This window comes from Sphingobacterium sp. DR205 (genome assembly GCF_011064245.1).
Classification (GTDB): Bacteria; Bacteroidota; Bacteroidia; order Sphingobacteriales; family Sphingobacteriaceae; genus Sphingobacterium; species Sphingobacterium athyrii.
On the sequence record NZ_CP049333.1, the window covers coordinates 6,014,134 to 6,034,933 of the forward strand.

The 20,800-nt window shown below is 41.2% G+C and carries 14 protein-coding genes; 12 read left to right on the plus strand and 2 right to left on the minus strand.

The genetic code is table 11. From position 1 onward, the window contains the following. Nucleotides 1-217 precede the first annotated feature (217 nt). The 7 genes from G6053_RS25690 to G6053_RS25720 all read left to right on the plus strand — a co-directional run bounded on the left by G6053_RS25690 (nucleotide 218) and on the right by G6053_RS25720 (nucleotide 13,518). On the plus strand, nucleotides 218-2,854 hold the full coding sequence (locus G6053_RS25690; protein ID WP_165309024.1) for a valine--tRNA ligase: 2,637 nt from the start codon (nucleotides 218-220) through the stop codon (nucleotides 2,852-2,854). A gap of 158 nt (nucleotides 2,855-3,012) precedes the next feature. After that, nucleotides 3,013-3,354 (plus strand): DUF4342 domain-containing protein, encoded by a 342-nt coding sequence (locus G6053_RS25695; RefSeq protein WP_241254838.1) that lies wholly within the window; start codon nucleotides 3,013-3,015, stop codon nucleotides 3,352-3,354. Nucleotides 3,355-3,377: 23 nt separating this feature from the next. Further along, nucleotides 3,378-3,752, plus strand: coding sequence for a MauE/DoxX family redox-associated membrane protein (locus G6053_RS25700; RefSeq protein WP_165309025.1), 375 nt, complete (start codon nucleotides 3,378-3,380; stop codon nucleotides 3,750-3,752). Between the two features lie 393 nt (nucleotides 3,753-4,145). Further along, complete coding sequence (locus tag G6053_RS25705; protein WP_165309026.1) at nucleotides 4,146-9,437, plus strand: translocation/assembly module TamB; 5,292 nt, start codon at nucleotides 4,146-4,148, stop codon at nucleotides 9,435-9,437. Then, nucleotides 9,403-11,733 (plus strand): BamA/TamA family outer membrane protein, encoded by a 2,331-nt coding sequence (locus G6053_RS25710; protein WP_165309027.1) that lies wholly within the window; start codon nucleotides 9,403-9,405, stop codon nucleotides 11,731-11,733. Before G6053_RS25705 ends, G6053_RS25710 begins: the two co-directional genes overlap by 35 nt. Before the next feature lie 179 nt (nucleotides 11,734-11,912). Then, on the plus strand, nucleotides 11,913-12,851 hold the full coding sequence (locus G6053_RS25715) for a malate dehydrogenase (RefSeq protein WP_165309028.1): 939 nt from the start codon (nucleotides 11,913-11,915) through the stop codon (nucleotides 12,849-12,851). 211 nt (nucleotides 12,852-13,062) lie between these two features. Further along, nucleotides 13,063-13,518, plus strand: coding sequence for a retropepsin-like aspartic protease (locus G6053_RS25720; RefSeq protein ID WP_241254839.1), 456 nt, complete (start codon nucleotides 13,063-13,065; stop codon nucleotides 13,516-13,518). Between the two features lie 45 nt (nucleotides 13,519-13,563). On the opposite strand, the gene G6053_RS25725 is transcribed toward G6053_RS25720, so the two are convergent. Next, nucleotides 13,564-14,784 (minus strand): MFS transporter, encoded by a 1,221-nt coding sequence (locus G6053_RS25725; RefSeq protein ID WP_108636814.1) that lies wholly within the window; start codon nucleotides 14,782-14,784, stop codon nucleotides 13,564-13,566. Nucleotides 14,785-14,962: 178 nt separating this feature from the next. Between G6053_RS25725 and fsa the strand changes: the two genes are divergently transcribed. From fsa to rnr, 3 genes are all read left to right on the plus strand, one after another. Further along, nucleotides 14,963-15,622, plus strand: a complete 660-nt coding sequence (gene fsa, locus G6053_RS25730) for a fructose-6-phosphate aldolase (protein ID WP_121126753.1) — start codon at nucleotides 14,963-14,965, stop codon at nucleotides 15,620-15,622. A gap of 130 nt (nucleotides 15,623-15,752) precedes the next feature. Continuing rightward, nucleotides 15,753-16,181 carry a transcriptional repressor gene (locus tag G6053_RS25735; RefSeq protein WP_108636812.1) on the plus strand — a complete coding sequence of 143 codons (429 nt, stop codon included), beginning with the start codon at nucleotides 15,753-15,755 and terminating at the stop codon, nucleotides 16,179-16,181. Between the two features lie 181 nt (nucleotides 16,182-16,362). Next, nucleotides 16,363-18,495 carry a ribonuclease R gene (gene rnr / locus G6053_RS25740; protein WP_165309029.1) on the plus strand — a complete coding sequence of 711 codons (2,133 nt, stop codon included), beginning with the start codon at nucleotides 16,363-16,365 and terminating at the stop codon, nucleotides 18,493-18,495. A gap of 73 nt (nucleotides 18,496-18,568) precedes the next feature. Here rnr and G6053_RS25745 read toward each other — a convergent pair whose 3' ends face one another. After that, entirely contained in the window at nucleotides 18,569-19,048 is a 480-nt protein-coding gene (locus G6053_RS25745) for a hypothetical protein (protein WP_165309030.1), read from the minus strand. Between the two features lie 822 nt (nucleotides 19,049-19,870). On the opposite strand from G6053_RS25745, the gene rpsL reads away from it, so the two are divergent. Further along, the gene (gene rpsL / locus G6053_RS25750) at nucleotides 19,871-20,284 is read left to right on the plus strand and encodes a 30S ribosomal protein S12 (protein WP_108636809.1); all 414 of its coding nucleotides are present in this window, start codon (nucleotides 19,871-19,873) and stop codon (nucleotides 20,282-20,284) included. Nucleotides 20,285-20,303: 19 nt separating this feature from the next. Next, nucleotides 20,304-20,771, plus strand: a complete 468-nt coding sequence (gene rpsG, locus G6053_RS25755; RefSeq protein ID WP_077437603.1) for a 30S ribosomal protein S7 — start codon at nucleotides 20,304-20,306, stop codon at nucleotides 20,769-20,771. The last annotated feature ends 29 nt before the right edge of the window (nucleotides 20,772-20,800 follow it).

The following is a 20,800-nucleotide window of genomic DNA, read 5'->3' on the forward strand; positions in this document are numbered from 1 at the left end:
TAAAAATAAAACAGGCAAATTTACATTAATTTACATTAAAACTAGGCTAATTGACTAGTAATATGAAGAAAAGATTAAAAAAGTATTAAGGTTTGAGTATTGCACCCCTATCCTTGGTCTTTGATCTACAATCAACAACAAGATCAATGATAACAAGGAAAATAACATAGAATTCCTTACTTTTGTATTCCTTAAAAATTTGAATATAAAATTTAAAATGAGCATAGCGAAAACTTACAATCCAAAAGAAGCTGAAGAAAAATGGTACAGCTATTGGAAAGCGAACGGATTTTTCCGGTCTACTCCTGACGAACGTGAACCTTATACGATTGTAATGCCGCCACCGAATGTCACTGGCGTATTGCACATGGGTCATATGCTGAACAATACCATTCAAGACGTTTTGATTCGCCGCGCACGTATGCAGGGTAAAAACGCTTGTTGGGTACCGGGGACTGATCACGCCTCCATTGCCACTGAAGCTAAGGTCGTCGCTATGTTAAAGGAGCAAGGCATTGATAAAAAATCCCTATCGCGTGAGGATTTTTTAAAGCATGCTTGGGAATGGAAAGAAAAGTACGGTGGCATTATCTTAAAGCAACTGGAAAAACTAGGTGCCTCCTGTGATTGGGACCGTACCCGTTTTACCATGGATCCTGAATTGTATCAATCAGTAATCCGTGTATTTGTTGACCTTTACAATAAAGGATTAATCTATCGTGGTTACCGCATGGTTAACTGGGATCCAGAAGCAAAAACCAATATTTCCGACGAAGAAGTTATTTACAAGGAAAAGAACGGTAAATTATACCATCTAAAATATCAGGTTGAAGGAACGGACAAATATATTGTCGTTGCCACAACCCGTCCAGAAACAATCTTTGGTGATACAGCTGTATGTATCAATCCAAACGACGAACGTTATACCTGGTTAAAAGGAAAACAGGTAATCGTACCGATTGTAGGCCGTAAAGTGAATATCATCGAAGATGAATATGTGGATCTTGAATTTGGTACGGGTTGCCTTAAAGTAACTCCGGCGCACGATGTCAATGACTACGAACTCGGTAAAAAGCATGATCTGGAATTTGTGGATATCTTTACAGACGAAGCGAAGTTAAATGACAACGGCTTACATTATGCCGGTATGGATCGTTTCAAAGTCCGTAAAGAGATTGAAAAGGAACTTGAAGAAAAGGGATTGCTGGAGAAAGTAGAGAACTATACCAATAATGTCGGCACATCGGAAAGAACCGGTGCGGTTATTGAACCAAAAATCTCCAACCAATGGTTCCTGAAAATGGAAGACCTGGCAAAACCTGCCCTGGATAATGTCATGGACGATACCATTAAATTCCATCCAACGAAATTCAAAAATAGCTACCGCAACTGGATGGAAAATGTAACAGATTGGAACATTTCAAGACAATTGTGGTGGGGACATCAAATACCTGCTTATTTCTATGGTGATGGTAACGATGATTTTGTCGTTGCACAGACCGCCGAAGAAGCGCTTTCACTGGCACAGCAAAAATCGGGCAATGCGGGTCTAACACTTGCAGATCTACGTCAGGACGAAGATGTGCTTGATACCTGGTTTTCAGCTTGGTTATGGCCAATTTCGGTATTCAATGGTATTAATGAACCTGAAAATGAAGAGATCAACTATTACTACCCAACGCAAGATCTAGTCACTGCACCGGATATTATTTTCTTCTGGGTAGCACGTATGATCGTATCGGGTTACGAATTCCGTGGACAATTGCCTTTTGAAAATGTTTATTTCACTGGTATTGTCCGCGACAAGCTAGGCCGCAAGATGTCAAAATCTTTAGGTAATTCACCTGATCCGATTGATCTAATGAATGAATATGGTGCCGATGCAACACGGATGGGCATGTTATTGACAGCTCCTGCAGGGAATGACCTGCCTTTTGATGTTGAGCTTTGTGTCCAAGGCCGTAACTTCGCCAATAAGATCTGGAATGCTTTCCGTCTGGTAAAAGGCTGGGAGATTACCGATGCTCCGGCTTCGGAATCCGATAAAATTTCCGCGTCATGGTTTGAGGCAAGATTCAACCAGGCATTGGCTGAAATTGAAGAAAACTTCAAACACTATCGTTTATCAGATGCCCTGATGACAACCTATAAATTGGTTTGGGACGATTTCTGTGCCTGGTATCTTGAATTGGTCAAACCGGCTTATGGTTCACCTATCGCTTCGGAAACCCTAGACACAGTAACATCTTTCTTTCAACGTGTGTTGAAGTTGGTACATCCGTTTATGCCTTTCTTAACGGAGGAACTGTGGCATGATGAACTGTTCGGTACAAAAGAAGAGAAAGACTGTATAATTGTTGCTGAATTCCCAAAAGTCAGCGCTTTTGAGGAGCAGGTTATCAAAGATTTTGCGGTAGCGCAACAAATCATTTCCGAAGTGCGTAATATTCGCAACTCAAAAGGCATTTCTCCAAAAGTAGCATTACCGCTGGCGATTAATCAACAATCTGATATTGATCTTGGGCAATATATTGCCATCATCACAAAAATTGCCAACCTGGAGTCGGTCACTTTTGTGACTGAAAAAGTAGCCGGCGCAACAAGCTTCCTGGCAGGAAAAGATGAATGCTATGTATTATTGGAAAATAATGTCGACGTCGATGCTGAGCGTGAGCGTATCGAAAAAGAGCTGGATTACCTGAAAGGATTTCTAGTGTCTGTAGACAAAAAGCTTTCAAACGAGCGCTTTGTACAAAATGCAAAACCTGAAATCGTTGAAAACGAAAAAAGCAAGAAGGCAGACGCAGAAACTAAAATTAAGATCCTTCAAGAAAGCTTAACAGCTTTAGGTTAAAACCCATAATATCCTGATTTTTCAAAGTCCCGCGAAGCACGCGGGACTTTTTTTTTGAGGTGCACTTTCCTGTCCGTTTATGGCTTGGTAGAATCGTACTCCTTTTATATGCCAGCTTCATTGTTGATTTTTAACTTTATACGGATTCCTGTAAAAAAATGAATAACTTTATAAGAACGAACTTAAATTATATCATTATGGGATTCAAGGAAACATTTCAAATCAACGGAGAAAACCTCTTACAAAAGATCAAAGAAATCATTGCAGAGGGTAATGTAAATAAAATCAGTATCTCGGACAAGCATGGTAAAGAAATCATGAGTTTTCCGATTACAGTTGGCGCGATCGGACTGATCCTGGCGCCGGTATTTGCCGCAATTGGCGCCGTGGCAGCCTTGCTCACCGAATGCACAATTACGGTAGAACGCAATAGCGAAAAGAAGGAAGAGGATAAAAAGGATGGTCCCTCAGAACCACCGACAACGATCACTGTCAACTAATTTGACCTTAAAAATTTATGATCATGAAAATCCTAAAGAATATTGTTTGCGTTTTGTTTGGTCTGCTTTTTATAAATGCAGGCTTAGATAAAATCCTTCATTATATGCCTATCCCACCAATGGACATGGACATGCAAAAGGTATTTGAAGCTTTCGGCACAATAAAATGGTTGTTGCCCCTTGTCGGTGTCATCGAAATCATCGGTGGATTGTTATTTCTGTTCCCTAAAACAAGAACTGTTGGTGCACTAGTTATCCTGCCAATACTAATTGGTATTTTTACGCATAATATGGTTTTTTATAGCCAACAGGGATTAATTATCTGGGCCGTACTTTTCGTCATTTGGCTATGGGTCGTATTTGAAAATTGGGGGAAATACAAAAAACTGATGGCGTAATTGTCCTGTTCGTCCAAACAAAAACGACAGGATCCTGTCAGGGAGAAATTCCTATTGTTAAGAAATTGATAGGGATTGTATGTTTTTGTTAGTATAAAATTAAAAAATAAAAAACTTTATACTCCAAAAATGGTTTGGTCAATTATTTGATGGGTTTATAGAATACCTCCTCGATAGCAGGGAATTTAGCGGGAGATGGAGGACGGTTCAAGGTTTACATATGCATATATGTAGCGCAAATTAAACGTTATGTAGCAGAAATTAAACTTGCATATACAAGCAAATTTATCTTAGTTTGCTGAAATGGCGGGGATATAACTTAATATCTGAAAAACTTTGCAAACTTTTTTCCGTTTTAGTTTTTATTAATAGATACTTAAATCAAATTATACGTTGAACAGATTTACCCGAATTGCATTCAAAACAATATTGTGGATTATTGGAGTAATAATTGCGCTGATTATTCTAGTTGTATTTTTAATCCGGATACCCGCCGTTCAAAACTATATTGCCGGAAAAGTAACGCATTATGTCGAAGGTAAAATAGGCACTCCGGTTAAAATCGGTTACATCAATATTGATTTTCCGAAAAAGTTAGTGTTGCAAGATATCTATATGGAGGATCAGAGCAAGGACACGCTCGTTGCCGGAAAAAGTATTGCTGTGGACATCAACATGCTCAAGCTTCTGAAAAACACCGTAGAAATCCAAAGTATCGAAGCGGAGGGGATCACTACAAAAATTCGAAGAACATTGCCTGACAGTTCCTTTAATTTTGATTATATCGTCAAAGCATTTGCCTCCGAAAAGGAAAGTAAACCTACGGCAGATACCACTTCTGCCCTCATTTTTAATCTGGATAAGGTAAAGCTTGATAAAGCTCATATCGTTTATGCTGACGATGTTATTGGAACAAGCGCTGATGTATATCTGGGCACGCTAAATACCAATATTAAAAAATTTGACCTGACCAAAAATATGGCCTTCAACCTACCGAAGGTAAAAATAGACGGTTTGAATGCGACCGTAAAACAATGGAAACCTGTCGTGGATGGTACTGCTCCATCGGTCGAAGATTTTGGCATTACGGACAAAACCGCACAAACCACTACCCTTCTTCCGGATGTGGGAATACAAATTGCCGACCTTGCCAATATCCTTGTCCGCTATGAGGATCAATCCAGCTCGCTTAAAACAAAGTTTAACATCAAAAATCTAAGAGCAGATATCAACAAGATTGATTTAAACAAGGAGCTAGTTGATATTCAAACCATCCAGCTCGATGGCTCCGACAATGAGGTGCTCTTTGGAAAAATAGCGAAGAAAACACAGCCTACGCCTACGGGCAATACCCCAACGGATACCACAAAAATCAAGTGGATCGTCTCTGCCAAAGACATCACGATCAATAATACTGCTCTGGCTTATCGGGATGACAATCAGGCCCGCATGAAAGGCTTTGATTATTTCAATATTAAAATTCCGGGGATAAAAACCAATCTAACCGACTTATATTATAGTGCGGACTCCATTAGTGGGTCACTGAACGAGCTGACCGCATCCGATCACTCAGGCTTGGTTATCAAACAGCTCAAAGGTGAATTCAAGTATACAAATACCGGGGCAGAAATTAAAAACCTCTACGCGGAAACACCGCGTACACTGATTCGGGACTACTTCAAAGTAACCTACCCATCCCTGGATATCATTACCAAAAAACCGGAATTGATCTATGTGAATGCGACGCTTAAAAAGAGCCATGTCGATATGCGCGACATTTATTACTTTGCTCCTTTCCTTGATACGATGCAGGTCATGAAACCCTTGATGGACAAAAAGTTCAATATTGATGGACGTGTGATCGGCAAGTTAAACGACCTCAATATTCCTAATATTGATTTCCAGACCCTATCCAATACACGGGTAATCGCCAGTATGCGACTGAAAGGATTGCCAAATGTGGATAAAATGTCCATGGACCTGAATCTGAAAAAATTAACCACAGGACGTTCGGATATTGAAAAACTCGTTGCGAAATCCATGCTTCCAGCTAATATCGAACTGCCAAATACGATCGGACTAACAGGTACCTTTAAAGGCGGTATGACTGCTTTTGACACCAATCTCTCACTAGTGACCGAAAAAGGAACAGCAAAATTTGACGGTAAAGTCAGCATGGCAAACAGAGATACCAGCTATGATGCTCTTGTTAGCATACGCGATTTTGATATTGGGAAGATTATGAAAATGGACAGTACCTTAGGGATACTTTCCTTTGAAGGAAAAATAAAAGGACATGGCACGGATCCCAAGAAACTTGTCGCCAATTTCGATGGTAAAGTAAACCGCATGGATGCCATGGGCTATCGGTATCAGAATATCGATATGAATCTCACCGCAGACAAAGGTGATATCAAAGCATCGGTCGTGAGCCCTGACCCCAATATTAAGCTGAAACTGGATGCCACGGCCAATATGAAATCCAAGTATCCCCAGGTGGATTTTGAATTGATGGTGGATACCATCAACCTCAAAAATCTGAAGTTAATGGCGGATGATTTTAAATACCACGGTAAGATGGTCGGGCATTTTACGTCAGCTGATCCAAACTTTCTCAATGGGGAGGCACATATCACCAACTCATCAATTGCCTACAACGATGCCTATTATTCTTTGGACAGTATTTCCCTGATTGCAAAATCGGATACATCCAGAAATTTGTTGCTTCTTAAATCTGCTTTTTTCAATGCCCACTTGGTCGGGAAATATAAGATTCTAGAGCTACAAAATGCCATTCAGGATATTTTACAAGTTTATTATCAACCTGGGAAACCAGTAAAGGTACCACCTTATGAACCACAGAACATTGAGTTTTCAGCACAATTGACCCGGACCAAATTTGTACAGGATTTTGTTCCGGAATTGACAGAAATGAAAGATATCACCTTAGATGGAATGTTCAATAGTGCGACGAAAACCATATTGGCCAAACTGGATGCCCCTAAAATAATCTATAACGGAACAGAAATAAATAACGTTACCCTGGATATCAATACCTTGGATAGCACCCTTTATTATTCTGCTCTGATCAATAAGATCAAGGTCAGTAATATTGAACTAGTCAATACCGTGTTTAGTGGTAAGGTCATCCAGAATAACCTGGATTTCGGGTTATGGATCAAGGATAAGAAAGAGAAGGAACAATATCATTTAGGTGCCAATATGCGCGTGGACAATGGGGCTTTTGTCTTTAGTCTACTCCAGGACGGACTCATGCTGAACTACGACAAATGGACCGTAAATCCGTCCAACGTGCTCAAATTTGGAAGTACGGGGATTCAGGCAAAAGACTTTGTCCTGAGCAACAAGGGACAAGAATTGAGTATCTCTTCGCAGGACAGCGTTTTGAATTCGCCTGTCAATATTTCCTTCAATAATTTCCGTATTGAGACTATAAGTAAAATGCTCGAAAGCGATATTATGGATTTGGGCGGTGGCATCAATGGGCAGGCTACGATATCACGACTGGAAAGTAATCCTGTATTTGTTTCGGATCTGGTCATCGATAAATTCTATGTCGGAAAAGATACCGTTGGAAACGTGAACATCAAAGTCAATAATGAAAAGGAAAATACCTATAATGCAAACATCAGTATCAGCGAAAATGGCAACAATGTGGTGTTAAGCGGGGATTTTATCAGTCCACCCAAAGGAGAATCGAGTCTGGATTTCACCTTGGATATTCAGCCATTGACCATGCAGACTGTGCAAGCATTTAGTTTGGGCTATCTGAAGGAATCAAAAGGAAACCTCGAAGGTCAATTAAAAATAACAGGCTCCCCTTCCAAACCGCTTATAGCTGGCGATGTCAAGTTTAAAGATGCTCAATTTAACATTGCAATGCTCAACGCCCTTTTCAAAGCAAAAGATGAGACAGTGCATTTTGATAATAGCGGGATCAGCTTTCCAAAATTTGCATTGGAAGATAAAAAAGGAAATATCGCTAAGGTGACGGGTTCGATCGATACAAAAACCTATACTGATTTTGATTTTAATCTCAACGTCAATACCGACAATTTTGAGGTGTTAAACTCTACCCAGACAGACAACGACATGTTCTATGGCAAGATGTACCTAACCTCCAATCTGCGGATCAGAGGAAACCTAGATAAGCCTGTTGTCGATGGAACAATTAAAGTACTTGACGAAACTGACTTCACCTTTGTCATGCCTAATGAAAACCCGGGGATGGCTGACCGCAAAGGGGTGGTCGAATTTGTTGATAAGAGTGATACAACCCGTGCGAATATATTTGCCAAGCTGGATTCGATGACCGTTACCAAATTGACAGGAATGGATGTGGATCTGAACCTGCAGACGGACAAAGAGGCTAAATTTAAAATCCTTCTGGATGCAGGCTCGCAGGATGCCCTTAATATCCAAGGTCAGGCGGAATTAAATGCCGGCATAGATGCCAGCAGTAAAATTACTTTGTCCGGAACATTTACTGTAGACAAAGGAAGTTACTCATTTAGCTTTGGTCCAGTGAAAAAAGATTTTACTTTTCAAAAAGGAAGTACCATCACCTGGAATGGAGATCCCCTGGATGCACGACTGAATATCACAGCAGCATATACGACCAAAGCACCTACCTTGGAATTAGTCGCGACGCAATTGGGTTCGGAAAACTCAAATCTGTATAAACAACGTGTGCCATTCAACGTGTTGCTAAAAATTACGGATAAACTGTTCCAGCCGCAATTGGGTTTTGACATTGATTTGGATGAGAACAACTCTATTGTGTCTCAAGATGTGGTCAGTAAAGTAAATAATGCATTGACTACCCTCCGCGAAAACCCGTCAGAACTTAATAAGCAGGTATTCTCACTCATTGTATTGGGAAGATTTATGTCAACTAATCCATTTGAAAGTTTATCCGGGGGCGGCGGCACAGAAGCCATTGTCAGAAATAGCATCAGTTCGTTTTTGAGTGGACAGTTAAATCGTTTGGCTTCAGAATTAATTACGGGTGTAGAATTGGATTTCAACTTGACTTCTGAAGAGGACTATACTACCGGGGCTGGGCAGACAAGGACAGATCTGAATATCGGTGTCTCAAAAATGCTCCTCAATGACCGGTTAAAAATTACGATAGGTTCCAATTTTGAAGTTGAAGGCAATACCCGTCCTGGCGAAGCATCCAATAATATCGCCGGCGATATTCAATTGGATTACCAACTTTCACAAGATGGCCGCTATTTTGCCCGTATGTATCGTAAAAACCAATATCAGGTGACCCTTCAAGGGCAATATGTGGAGACCGGTATCGGATTCATTATTAATATGGATTATAATAAGTTTAAAGAGATATGGATGAGTTCAAAAAAACTCAAAGAGTACTATGATACCGACAGCAAAGGGTTTAGAAAACGCTTTAATGTGGAGCGGATGGAGACCGACTCGGTCTATCGGGACAGCGTACGTACAGTCATTAGAGACAGTTTGATGCTCCATAGCCCAGCATATCGAAAACGTATTGAAGAACGCGAAAAAGAAAAACGTAAACAAGAATTGGACTCAAGCAAGAATGCACCAAAAAATCAGGGTCCAAAAACAAATTTAGATACGATCAGAACGACTGCGATTAAAAATGAAGATGAGGAAAGGAGTTATCATGCGAGCTAAGCTGAAATTTGCTATTGGAATATTGACACTGACTACGATCATGGCATCCTGCTCTTCTACCAAGAATTTGAAAGAAGGGGAAAGCCTGTATGTCAAAGGCAATGTCATTATAGATTCAGACACCATTTCAAAAGAGAACAAGAAAAAACTTTCGACCTATCTCCAGTCGTCCTTGATGCCAAAACCCAATAAGCGCCTGGCGGGTGTCCCATTTAAGCTATATTTTAACAATATGGCCGGAGATTCCGCTAACAAAAACATGATCAAAAGATTCTTCAAGAAAATTGGAGAAGAACCCGTACTGCTGAGCGACGTCAACCGTGAGTACAATGAAAATCTGCTACGTAACCGCATGGAGAACATTGGCTTTTTCAATGCCGAGGTTAGATCAGACACCCTGGTCGAAGAAAAAAAGGCAACTATCAATTATACGGCTAAACCGAATCTGATCTATAGGATACAATCGGTCAAGTTTGACATAGATAGCACTAGCCAATTGGGGCGGGATATTCTTTCATCTTCAGACAAAAGCTTACTCCAGATCGGGAAAAATTACAGTCTTGATGTTATTCTGAATGAGCGCGACCGTATTGACAATGACCTTAAGAACAAAGGCTACTACTATTTTAGTCCGGATTATATTTTGGTGGAAGTCGATAGCTCACATCGAAATAATCGGGTAGACATGTATGTGACGGTGAAAAAAGAGACCCCTGCGCAAGCAAAGGTTCCGTCTAAAATCAATAAGATCTATATTTTCCCCAACTACACAGAAACCAGTTCGGGCTACCAGCGGTCAACGCGCAATGCCGAACTCTTTGACAGCAGTTATTATTTTATTGATCGAAGGCGTACCTTTCGCAAGCCGGTCATTGCCAACCATATTTTCTTTAAGCCGGGGGATGTCTATAACCGTACGGCACACAATCAGACAATCAGTCATTTGGTAAACCTGAATAGCTGGAAATTTGTAAAGAACAATTTTGTCGATAGCAAGGAAGTCCCCAATGCACTGGATGTCTACTACTATCTGACACCGTTGCCGAAAAAATCGTTGCGGGTAGAGCTTTTAGGAAAAATGGCATCAGTCTACAACGGTACAGAGGTCAACGTCAACTGGACGTTGCGCAATGCATTTAAAGGCGCTGAGCAATTGAGCTTTAACGTCTTTGGCGGATATGAAACCCAGACTGGAGGAAATGCGGATCTAAATTCCAGTTATTACCGCTACGGAATGGAAGCTACAATAACTTTTCCGAGGATACTCTCTCCTTTCGGGCATATCAATCCCTCGCGTCGTTTTATTCCCAAAACCTATGTGAAAGGCCGATACGAATTCTTGAACCGCCGCAAGGCATATACCCTCAATTCCATTGCATTGGATTATGGCTACATCTGGCAGGAATCGGAAGAAAAGCAGCATGATTTGGCTTTACTGGAAATTACCTATGTACAGCCGAAAGGCATTTCGGAGACTTACCAAAAGCAAATGGATACGATCCCTGCTTTGCGGCATGCGATCGATCCCCAGTTTACGATCGGACCAAATTACAACTTCACGTTCCAGAATACGATGAAGCAGCATTTGAAGAATACGTTCTATTTCAAAGGAAATCTAGACCTGTCGGGAAATATCCTCGGCCTGATCAAGGGAGCGGATTTTAATAAAGGCAAAACCTTCAAGTTATTCGACGCATACTTCTCTCAATATATCAAAATAAGCGGTGACGGAAGACATTATCTTAAGTTATCGGAGAATTCACAACTGGCCTCAAGGGTGAGCCTCGGTCTGAGTTATTCCTATGGAAACTCGCGTTCCCTTCCCTATTTGAAACAATATTATGTCGGCGGTCCAAACAGTATCCGTGCTTTCGGCGCCCGCGCTATTGGTCCGGGAACCCTTGCTCCGGAAAAACTGAGTAATGGTTTGTTTTATGCTGATCAAACCGGTGACATCAAATTGGAATTGAATACCGAATACCGGGCTAAGCTGGCTGGTTTTGTACATTGGGCAGCATTTATTGATGCCGGTAACGTCTGGTTACAACGTGAAGATGTCAACAAACCCGGAGCCAAGTTCAGTAAAAACTTTCTAAATGAACTTGCCGTAGGTGGTGGCGCCGGCTTACGTTTTGACTTTACTTTCCTAATTGTCCGGACGGATTTTTCGATTCCCTTCCGTATCCCTTACTTACCAAAAGGAGAACGTTGGGTATTTAAAGATATAGATTTTGGCAGTTCGAAGTGGCGAAAAGATAACCTGATGTTCAATTTAGCTATTGGATATCCTTTCTAAACCAAAATCAAGTTATTCCCGTGAAATTGATTGATTTACTGATAATAATTCATTAAATTCAAGCATTATTTACTAATCCACATTAATGCTCATGAAATATCCACGCAAAAGAACGGTACAAGCATTCGTGAAAATGGACTGGATATTCCATATGCCCATAATAAACAAATAATTTACATATGAAAGTAACTATTGTTGGTGCTGGAGCTGTAGGCGCAACTACAGCAGACAATTTAATCCGTCGAAATGTCGCCGAAGAAATTGTATTATTGGATATCAAGGAAGGATTTGCGGAAGGGAAAGCGCAAGATATGGCGCAAACGGCGGCTCTATTGGGATTTGAATCCAAAATCAAAGGTGTAACCAATGATTATCTGTCGACTGCGGGCTCCACTGTTGCTGTCATTACTTCTGGTATTCCCCGTAAACCGGGAATGACCCGTGAGGAATTGATCGGAACAAATGCAAATATCGTCAAATCAGTGGTAGAGAATTTAGTAAAACACTCTCCCGATATCATTATTGTTATTGTATCGAACCCAATGGATACGATGACTTATCTTGCGCTCAAATCGAGTGGCTTGCCTAAAAATAGGATTATCGGAATGGGAGGAACATTGGACTCTGCACGCTTCAAATATCAATTGAGTGAAAAATTAAATGCTTCGGCGGCGGATCTCAACGCCATTGTCATTGGTGGCCATGGTGATACCACCATGATTCCGTTGATCAAGCACTCCACGTGGAACAGCATTCCGGTCAGCAACTTCCTTACAGCCGAGGAGCAGGCAGAGATCGTCCATAAGACGATGGTCGGTGGGGCCACATTAACCAGTCTGATTGGCACTTCAGCTTGGTACGCCCCTGGTGCCGCTACTGCTGCGGTCGTGGAAAGCATCGTGCGCGACCAAGGTAAATTATTCACTGCTTCCGTTTACCTCGAAGGGGAATTTGGACAAGAAGACATTAACCTGGGTGTTCCGGTTATCATTAACAAAAAAGGATGGGACCGTATTATTCCATTGCAGTTGGATGAGGAGGATAAAGAAAAATTCAGTAAGAGTGCCGATGCGGTACGCGCCATGAATAACGTATTGAAAGAAATCAACGCATTATAATTGGTATAGGCAAACGAAAAAAAGGCTGTTAATTTTAAAATGACAGCCTTTTTTGTCATATCCCGACCGGACGCCCCCACGCTATAGTTCGCCATTAAAGGAATAGATTATTTATCCGTTACCATCTATCTGACAGATGACAACCTAAATTTACCTTCGAGGTGAAGATAATAAGCCGGCGTCAAAATTTTTTTTTATTTAATTTTTGGCTATGTTTGGGAATATGACGAAAGTACCATTTCAAATCTTGGATCTTCAGGGGCAAGGAACGCATATTCTAGTTGATGTAACGCTATACGAACGCAATTTTAAAATGGTGATCGACACGGGGGCATCCAAAACTGTATTTGACAAAACCCAAATGGCACATCTTCTTGAAGATCAGTTGCTGCTGGAGCCCTCAGAAACCCTTTCAACAGGTCTCGGTACCAATTCCATGGAGAGCTTTACAATGGAAATCCCTAGCCTGGCGATCGGCACCTGGCGAATCAACAAATTAAAAACCGCAGTATTGGACTTAAGTTCCATCAATTATGCCTACGGGCAAATGGAACTTGATCCCGTCATTGGGGTGTTGGGGGGTGATATTTTTGCCAACTACGGTGCCGTCATTGATTACGCCAAGCAGACATTACGCTTACGCGACCGAAAAATCAAGAGTAAGTAAGCCGCCCGCTTGCTCTAGCAAAATCGCACGACTAACTACGCAATACTAGAATTTAAAAAGCCTTTTGTGAATATGTAGACGAAGGTAAGTATAATAGAGGATAGCGATCAATATCCCCAATCCCCCCATGGTATATAAAGTCGCCCTTAAACCACAATAACTGGCCAGGGAGCCGATCATCAATGTTCCTATCGGAAAAATTCCCTGGAAGGCCATGACATAATATGAAATAGCCCGGGCCCGGTATATCGGTATGGCATGGGTCTGAATATACGTATTGATACTCGAGTTCTGCATCATCATTGCAAAGGAAACCAGCATGACATAGACGAGCGCCATCTGCAACATGCTCGAATGAGCAAGGAAGAGCAAGGCCAATCCCATCAATGCAGCAGCCCCCATCACCTGATACCGTAGGTTTGATCCTGACTTCAAGCGAGCCATATTAAATGCACCGATCATGGCTCCCAATCCAGCTGCACTTTCAAACCAGGAGAATGTGCGTTCATCCCCATGGAACATTTCTTTTGCTATGGCCGGTAAGAGCGAGGTATAAGGGATCACAATCAAACTGGAGAACGTCATGATAATAATCAAGGAGGAGATATGTGGCGAACGCTTGAGGTAGCGGAACCCCTCAACCAAGCCTTCCCAGTTGCTCCCTTTACTGAGTTGCCCTTTAGTTTCATCCACCTGCATCATTAACAAGGTAATGATAACCGGTACAAAACTGATAAAATTCAATGCGAAACAGACCAATTCGCCATAAGTACTGAGCAAAATGCCCCCAATCGCAGGTCCCAGCATCCGTGCAGCGTTAAAGATGGTGGAATTGAGTGCAATCGCATTTGGCAAGTCCTTACGGTCACCGACCAGATACATCATCAACGACTGCCTGCCGAGCACATCAAAGGAGTTGATGACCCCTTGTATCAGACCAAGGACCGAGAGCCACAGGACACTCTCCCACTTGAGGTAAACCACCAAAGTGAGTATACCGGCCTGTATCATCAGGCCGATCTGCGTCAATAATACCAATTTGTATTTTTTGTGCTTATCGACGAAGCTTCCGATAAATGGCGACAACACCAACGAGGGCAATAGGGAAATAAACTGAACGAAACCCAACCAAAACACAGAACTTGTCAGTTCATACACCAGCCAGCTGATCGCTATCCGTTGCATCCAAGTTCCCATCAGGGAAATTGCTTGTCCTATAACATGTAAACGGAAGTTTCTATAATGGAGAGACCTAAAAACCTGCATATTGAAAGATAATACTATAAAAGTATAACAAAAAAGAAAGAGAAGAGATTCTAATTTGCAAAAATAATGATGCAATTCATTGAAATCAATGTGTAATACTGGAATATAATCAATAACTTTGCACCTATTATTTCGAACGTTAAAATAATCAAATAATTATCATTCAATAACATACACAATGAAATTTTTTATTGACACAGCGAACCTAGAGCAAATCAAGGAAGCCCAAGATTTAGGCGTATTAGATGGTGTAACGACCAATCCAAGTTTAATGGCTAAAGAAGGTATCAGCGGTGATGAGAACGTAATCAACCACTACAAAGCAATCTGTGCTATTGTTGACGGCGACGTGAGTGCTGAAGTTATTTCGACTACTTATGAAGAAATGATCAAAGAAGGCGAAGCCTTGGCAGCTCTTGACAGCAAGATCGTGGTCAAAGTTCCTATGATCAAAGATGGTGTGAAAGCAATTAAATATTTCAGCAAAAAAGGTATTAAAACAAACTGTACATTAGTATTCACTGCCGGACAAGCTTTATTGGCCGCAAAAGCAGGCGCAACTTATGTTTCTCCTTTTATTGGCCGTTTGGATGATATCTCAACTGACGGGTTGGCATTGATCGAAGATATCCGTTTGATCTATGATAACTACCAATATCCAACGCAGATCTTGGCCGCTTCTGTACGCCATAGCGCACACATCTTAGGTTGTGCTAAAATCGGAGCAGATGTAATGACAGGCCCATTGTCGGCAATTTTATCTTTATTGAAACATCCTTTGACAGATAGCGGTTTAGCCACATTCTTAGCTGACCACGCAAAAGCTGCAGGTAAATAAAATAAGCTGTATTTCAGTATAGTTTTTAAACCGATAAGGGGAAGATGACAATATTCTTAACCTTATCGGTTTTCTTATGTGGATAAATTCCGTATTTTTGTCGTTGATCTAAGGTTTAACGAAGAAGTCCATGGAACAATCCAATACCGTATATCCAGAAATTCTGAAACGGAATAGCTTAAAAGTCACCCAGCCCCGGTTGAAGGTGCTTGAAATTATTTCAACAAAAGATTCGGCCATCTCCCAGCCTGAATTGGAGAAATTACTGGGTAAGGATATCGACCGTGTGACCTTGTATCGTGTGCTGGCCAGTTTTGAGGAAAAAGGTATTATCCATAAGATCTTTGACCTACACGGTACCGCCACCTATGCCATGTGTTCCACCAACTGTTCCGAACACGACCACCATGACCAGCACGTGCATTTCATCTGCCGGATATGCAACTCCGTTTATTGCTTGGATGAAATTACGTTACCAAAAGTTTCTATCCCCAATGGGTTCAGTCTGGAGGCGATTGCTGTAAACGCACTGGGCGTATGTAATCACTGTAAAAAATAAATCCACTGAACAACGACAAAACAATTTCCCGCTTGATCTGTCTATAATTTGGGAATCGGAATCACTCCGATTAGCTTGGCTATTATACTGGCAAATGCTGATTTTTTTGTACCTTGTAGGGGTATGAGGTGGCCATGCAAATGCCCTTGGAGGCCAAAACAAATGCGTAAAAATAACACGAATGAAGACTAGAAAAGAAAATCCCTATAAAGAAGTACTAACACAGCTGATTATTGATATTTTCGAAAAATCAGACAACAAACCGCTTAATTACAAGCAAGTTTCTTCCAAACTGAACCTGACGGACAACGATTCCAAAGTAGCTATTGCCGATATTTTGCAGGACAATGTCCGGAGCGGACTATTTGTCGAGGTTGAGCGCGGAAAATTCAACCTAAAGCAGCTTAAGGTATATGTGACCGGAAAAGTGGATATGACCGCTGACGGCTCCGCCTATATCATCCCAGACGATGAGTTTGAGAACGATATCTATATTGCACCCCGTAAATTAAGACAGGCCCTGCATGGGGATATTGTCAAAGTCCATACTTTTGAGAAAAGAAAAGGTGGCCGTAAAAAAGAAGGCGAAGTTGTCGAAATCTTACAACGGGCCAAAACCGACTTTACCGGAACGATCAGCATCTCAAATAATTTCGCTTTTTTTATCGCCGACGACCGCAAGATGCTCCACGACATCTTTATCCCCTTGGATAACCTGAATGGTGCCAAGGACAAGGAGAAAGTCGTGGTTTCGATCATTGACTGGCCGAGTGGCAGTAAAAACCCCGTAGGAACGGTCAAACATGTCCTTGGGGTCAAAGGAGAAAACAACACCGAGATGAATGCGATCCTAGCGGACTACGGTTTCCCATTAGAATTCCCGAAGAAGGTAGAAGAAGAAGCTAATAAGATCACGGAGAAAATCAGCAAGGAAGAGATTGCCAAAAGACGTGATTTCAGAGGCGTCCCAACCTTTACGATCGACCCCGCCGATGCCAAAGATTTTGACGATGCCATATCGTTCCAAAAGCTGGAGAATGGCAATTACGAGATCGGTGTGCATATTGCCGATGTATCCCATTTTGTGATTCCGGATACCGAACTGGACAAAGAAGCTTTTAACCGTGCGACATCCGTTTATTTGGTAGACCGTGTTATTCCAATGCTTCCGGAACGTTTGTCCAATGGCGTCTGTTCATTACGGCCACATGAAGACAAACTTTGTTTTTCGGCAGTATTTGAGCTCGATGAGAAGGCCACGATACATGATCAATGGTTTGGCCGTACAATTATCCATTCGGACAGACGGTTTAGCTATGAAGAAGCACAGGAGGTCATCGAGACGAAATCCGGTGATTTCAATCATGAAATTTTAAAATTAAATGAACTTGCTTATATCCTTCGTGAGCGTAAGTTTAAGAATGGAGCGATCGCATTTGAAAGTGAGGAAGTCAAATTCACCCTGGATGAGAATGGCAAACCTACGGGTGTATATACCAAAGTACGTAAAGATGCCCACAAGCTGATTGAAGACTTTATGTTGCTGGCCAACCGTAAGGTGGCCGAATATATCGGAAAGCAAGGTCGCGGTAAAAACAAATTAACGTTTGTGTACCGTTATCACGATGTACCAAACCCAGAGACCTTAACGACATTTTCCCAATTTGCCGCACGATTTGGTCACAAGCTGACCATTAAAACAGACAAGGAAACAGCGAAATCCCTCAATGCCATCATGACCAAGATCGAAGGCAGCAAGGAACAGAATATGCTGACTTCATTGGCCGTGCGCTCCATGGCCAAGGCCATCTATACAACGAAGAAAACAAGCCATTATGGATTGGCATTTGACTATTACACCCATTTCACCTCCCCTATCCGTCGTTATCCCGATGTGATGGTGCACCGTCTTTTGCAGTTCTACCTGGATGGTGGCACCAAGGTCAATGCCGAGCACTATGAAAAGATGGCAGAGCACTCTTCGCAGATGGAGAAAAAGGCAGCAGAAGCTGAACGTGCATCCATTAAATATAAACAGGCAGAATTCCTACAAGATCAGATTGGCACAGAATATACTGGTATCGTATCAGGTGTGACCGAATGGGGTATGTATGTGGAGATTCAGGAGAACAAGTGTGAGGGTATGGTACGCTTGCGCGATATCACGGATGATTTCTATGTACTGGATGAGAAGAACTATGCGATTATTGGCCAGCGGAAGAAAAAGAAATTCCAGCTGGGTGATGAGGTGCAGATCCTCGTAAAGAAAGTGGATCTGGATAAAAGGCAGATAGATTTTACGTTGTTGTCGTAGCGTCACAAAATAAAAAAGGAGAACTCATTCTCCTTTTTTATTTTGTAATTACTTTTGAAATATTACGCTGTTTTTATTCAACCTCGCTAAATCTGAATACTTTCAAAAAGTTAGGATCAGCACCCTTAACGATCACTTTGCTACCTTCTTCCACTACTTTCCCATTATCTTCAATTTTCCAGGTGACGGTAAATGGTGTAGCCCCAAATTTAATCCCACTCATAGTTAAATCACCAACCTGAAACTTTTCCAATGATTTGAAAATGACCGTTTTTCCACCATTAAAATCATCGGCTCCTAAGTTTATAATATCATCAGTCACTTTCACACCATTTACATTCCAATCCACAAAAACGCTATTCGTTTTCATTCCACTGATAGATACGTCAAATCTATCATTTTCAGCCTTTTTAAACTCTTTCGAAACAGTGATTGTTGCCGTGATATCATGATCTTTGAAGCTCACCGGTTTTGGATCATCATCCTTTGAACATCCCACAAAAGCGAAGGTCACAAGCGCCAATACCGTTGTATACATTAATTTCATTTTCATAACTTGAATATTTTAATTTGTTTTTACTGTTAATTATCAGTCCGTGTTTTACAAACCTCTTGCCAAATAGCTGCAAAAACACGCAAAAAGATCAATATACTGGAAAACCAGTAGAAGAATATTTTTTCGGAAAAAATACGGAATAACTAGTAATCAATAAGGTAAGAATAGTTTATGATTCATACACGGAGCCTGTCTATTTTCACGATCAGCTCAACAAGATTGCCCGAATTGTCCTTATTTGACAACATCATATTAACCCAGTAACAGCTGCTAAACTTGCGAGCGCAATATTATCACAGCAAATCTTACATATTATTGCGCTATCGCGAAAAAGAAAACATTCCGCACTGTGTTTACTCCATTTCGCCAAGTAAAACATGAATTCTGCGTCGTGTCGGAATGAGCCAAACCAGTGTCGAAGCTATTTTTCCATGTGGGGAAATGAAAATTCCACCTGACTAAATCATCCAGACCAAGAAAAAAACGGAACAGACAGGCGACTAAATCATTCCGACGCCTGACAAAACCATATCGTCACAAGGGAAAATGACTTAGTCGTGTGTCGAAATGATTTCGACAGGTGAGTAAATGAAAATTCCATCCGACGAAATCATCTAGACGATGGAGAATATCCAGAAGAAGGAGCGCGAACTTGTCAAACCACGAGGGGAAATGGCTCCGCCTCGGGGAAAAGAGAGCTGTCAGTGCGAAAAAATAATCTAAATTTTATACACTAACTATTTAATATTCAAAACGGAATCAGTATCTTTGCGAACTTAAAATAATTTAGGTATCAAATTTATAAACAAAAACAGGTAAATGCCTACTATTCAACAATTAGTTAGAAAAGGTAGAGTAGCTCTGGTTGATAAGAGTAAGTCACCAGCGTTGGACTCATGTCCACAGCGAAGAGGTGTATGTACACGTGTATATACTACTACCCCTAAAAAACCAAACTCAGCAATGCGTAAAGTAGCTCGTGTACGTTTAACAAACGGTAAAGAGGTCAACGCTTACATCCCTGGAGAAGGTCACAACTTACAAGAGCACTCGATCGTATTGATCCGTGGTGGTCGTGTTAAGGATTTACCAGGTGTGCGTTACCACATCATCCGTGGTGCATTAGATACTTCAGGTGTAGCAGGTCGTAACCAACGTCGTTCTAAATATGGAACTAAGCGTCCTAAACCAGGACAACCAGCGGCAGCTCCAGCAAAAGGTAAAAAGAAATAATTAAACGGAGGAAAGAAAAATGAGAAAATCAAAACCGAAAAAGAGAATCATTTTACCTGATCCAAAGTTTAACGACGTTCAGGTAACACGTTTCGTAAACAATATGATGGTAGATGGTAAAAAATCCATTGCTTACGATATTTTTTACGATGCAGTAGAATTAGTAGAACAAAAAACACAAGAAAGCGGTTTAGAAGCTTGGAAAAAAGCTTTGAACAACGTTATGCCTGCTGTTGAAGTTAAATCACGCCGTGTGGGTGGTGCCAACTTCCAAGTTCCTATGGAAGTTCGTCCAGAGCGTAAAATTGCTTTGGGTATGAAATGGTTAATTTCATACGCTCGTAAACGTGGTGAAAAAACAATGTTCGAAAAATTAGCAGGAGAAATCATTTCAGCTTCTAAAGGTGAAGGTGCTGCTGTTAAGAAGAAAGAAGATACGCACAAAATGGCGGAAGCTAACAAAGCGTTCTCACACTTCAGATTCTAATTTTGAAGACATTCAAAAAAATATGATTA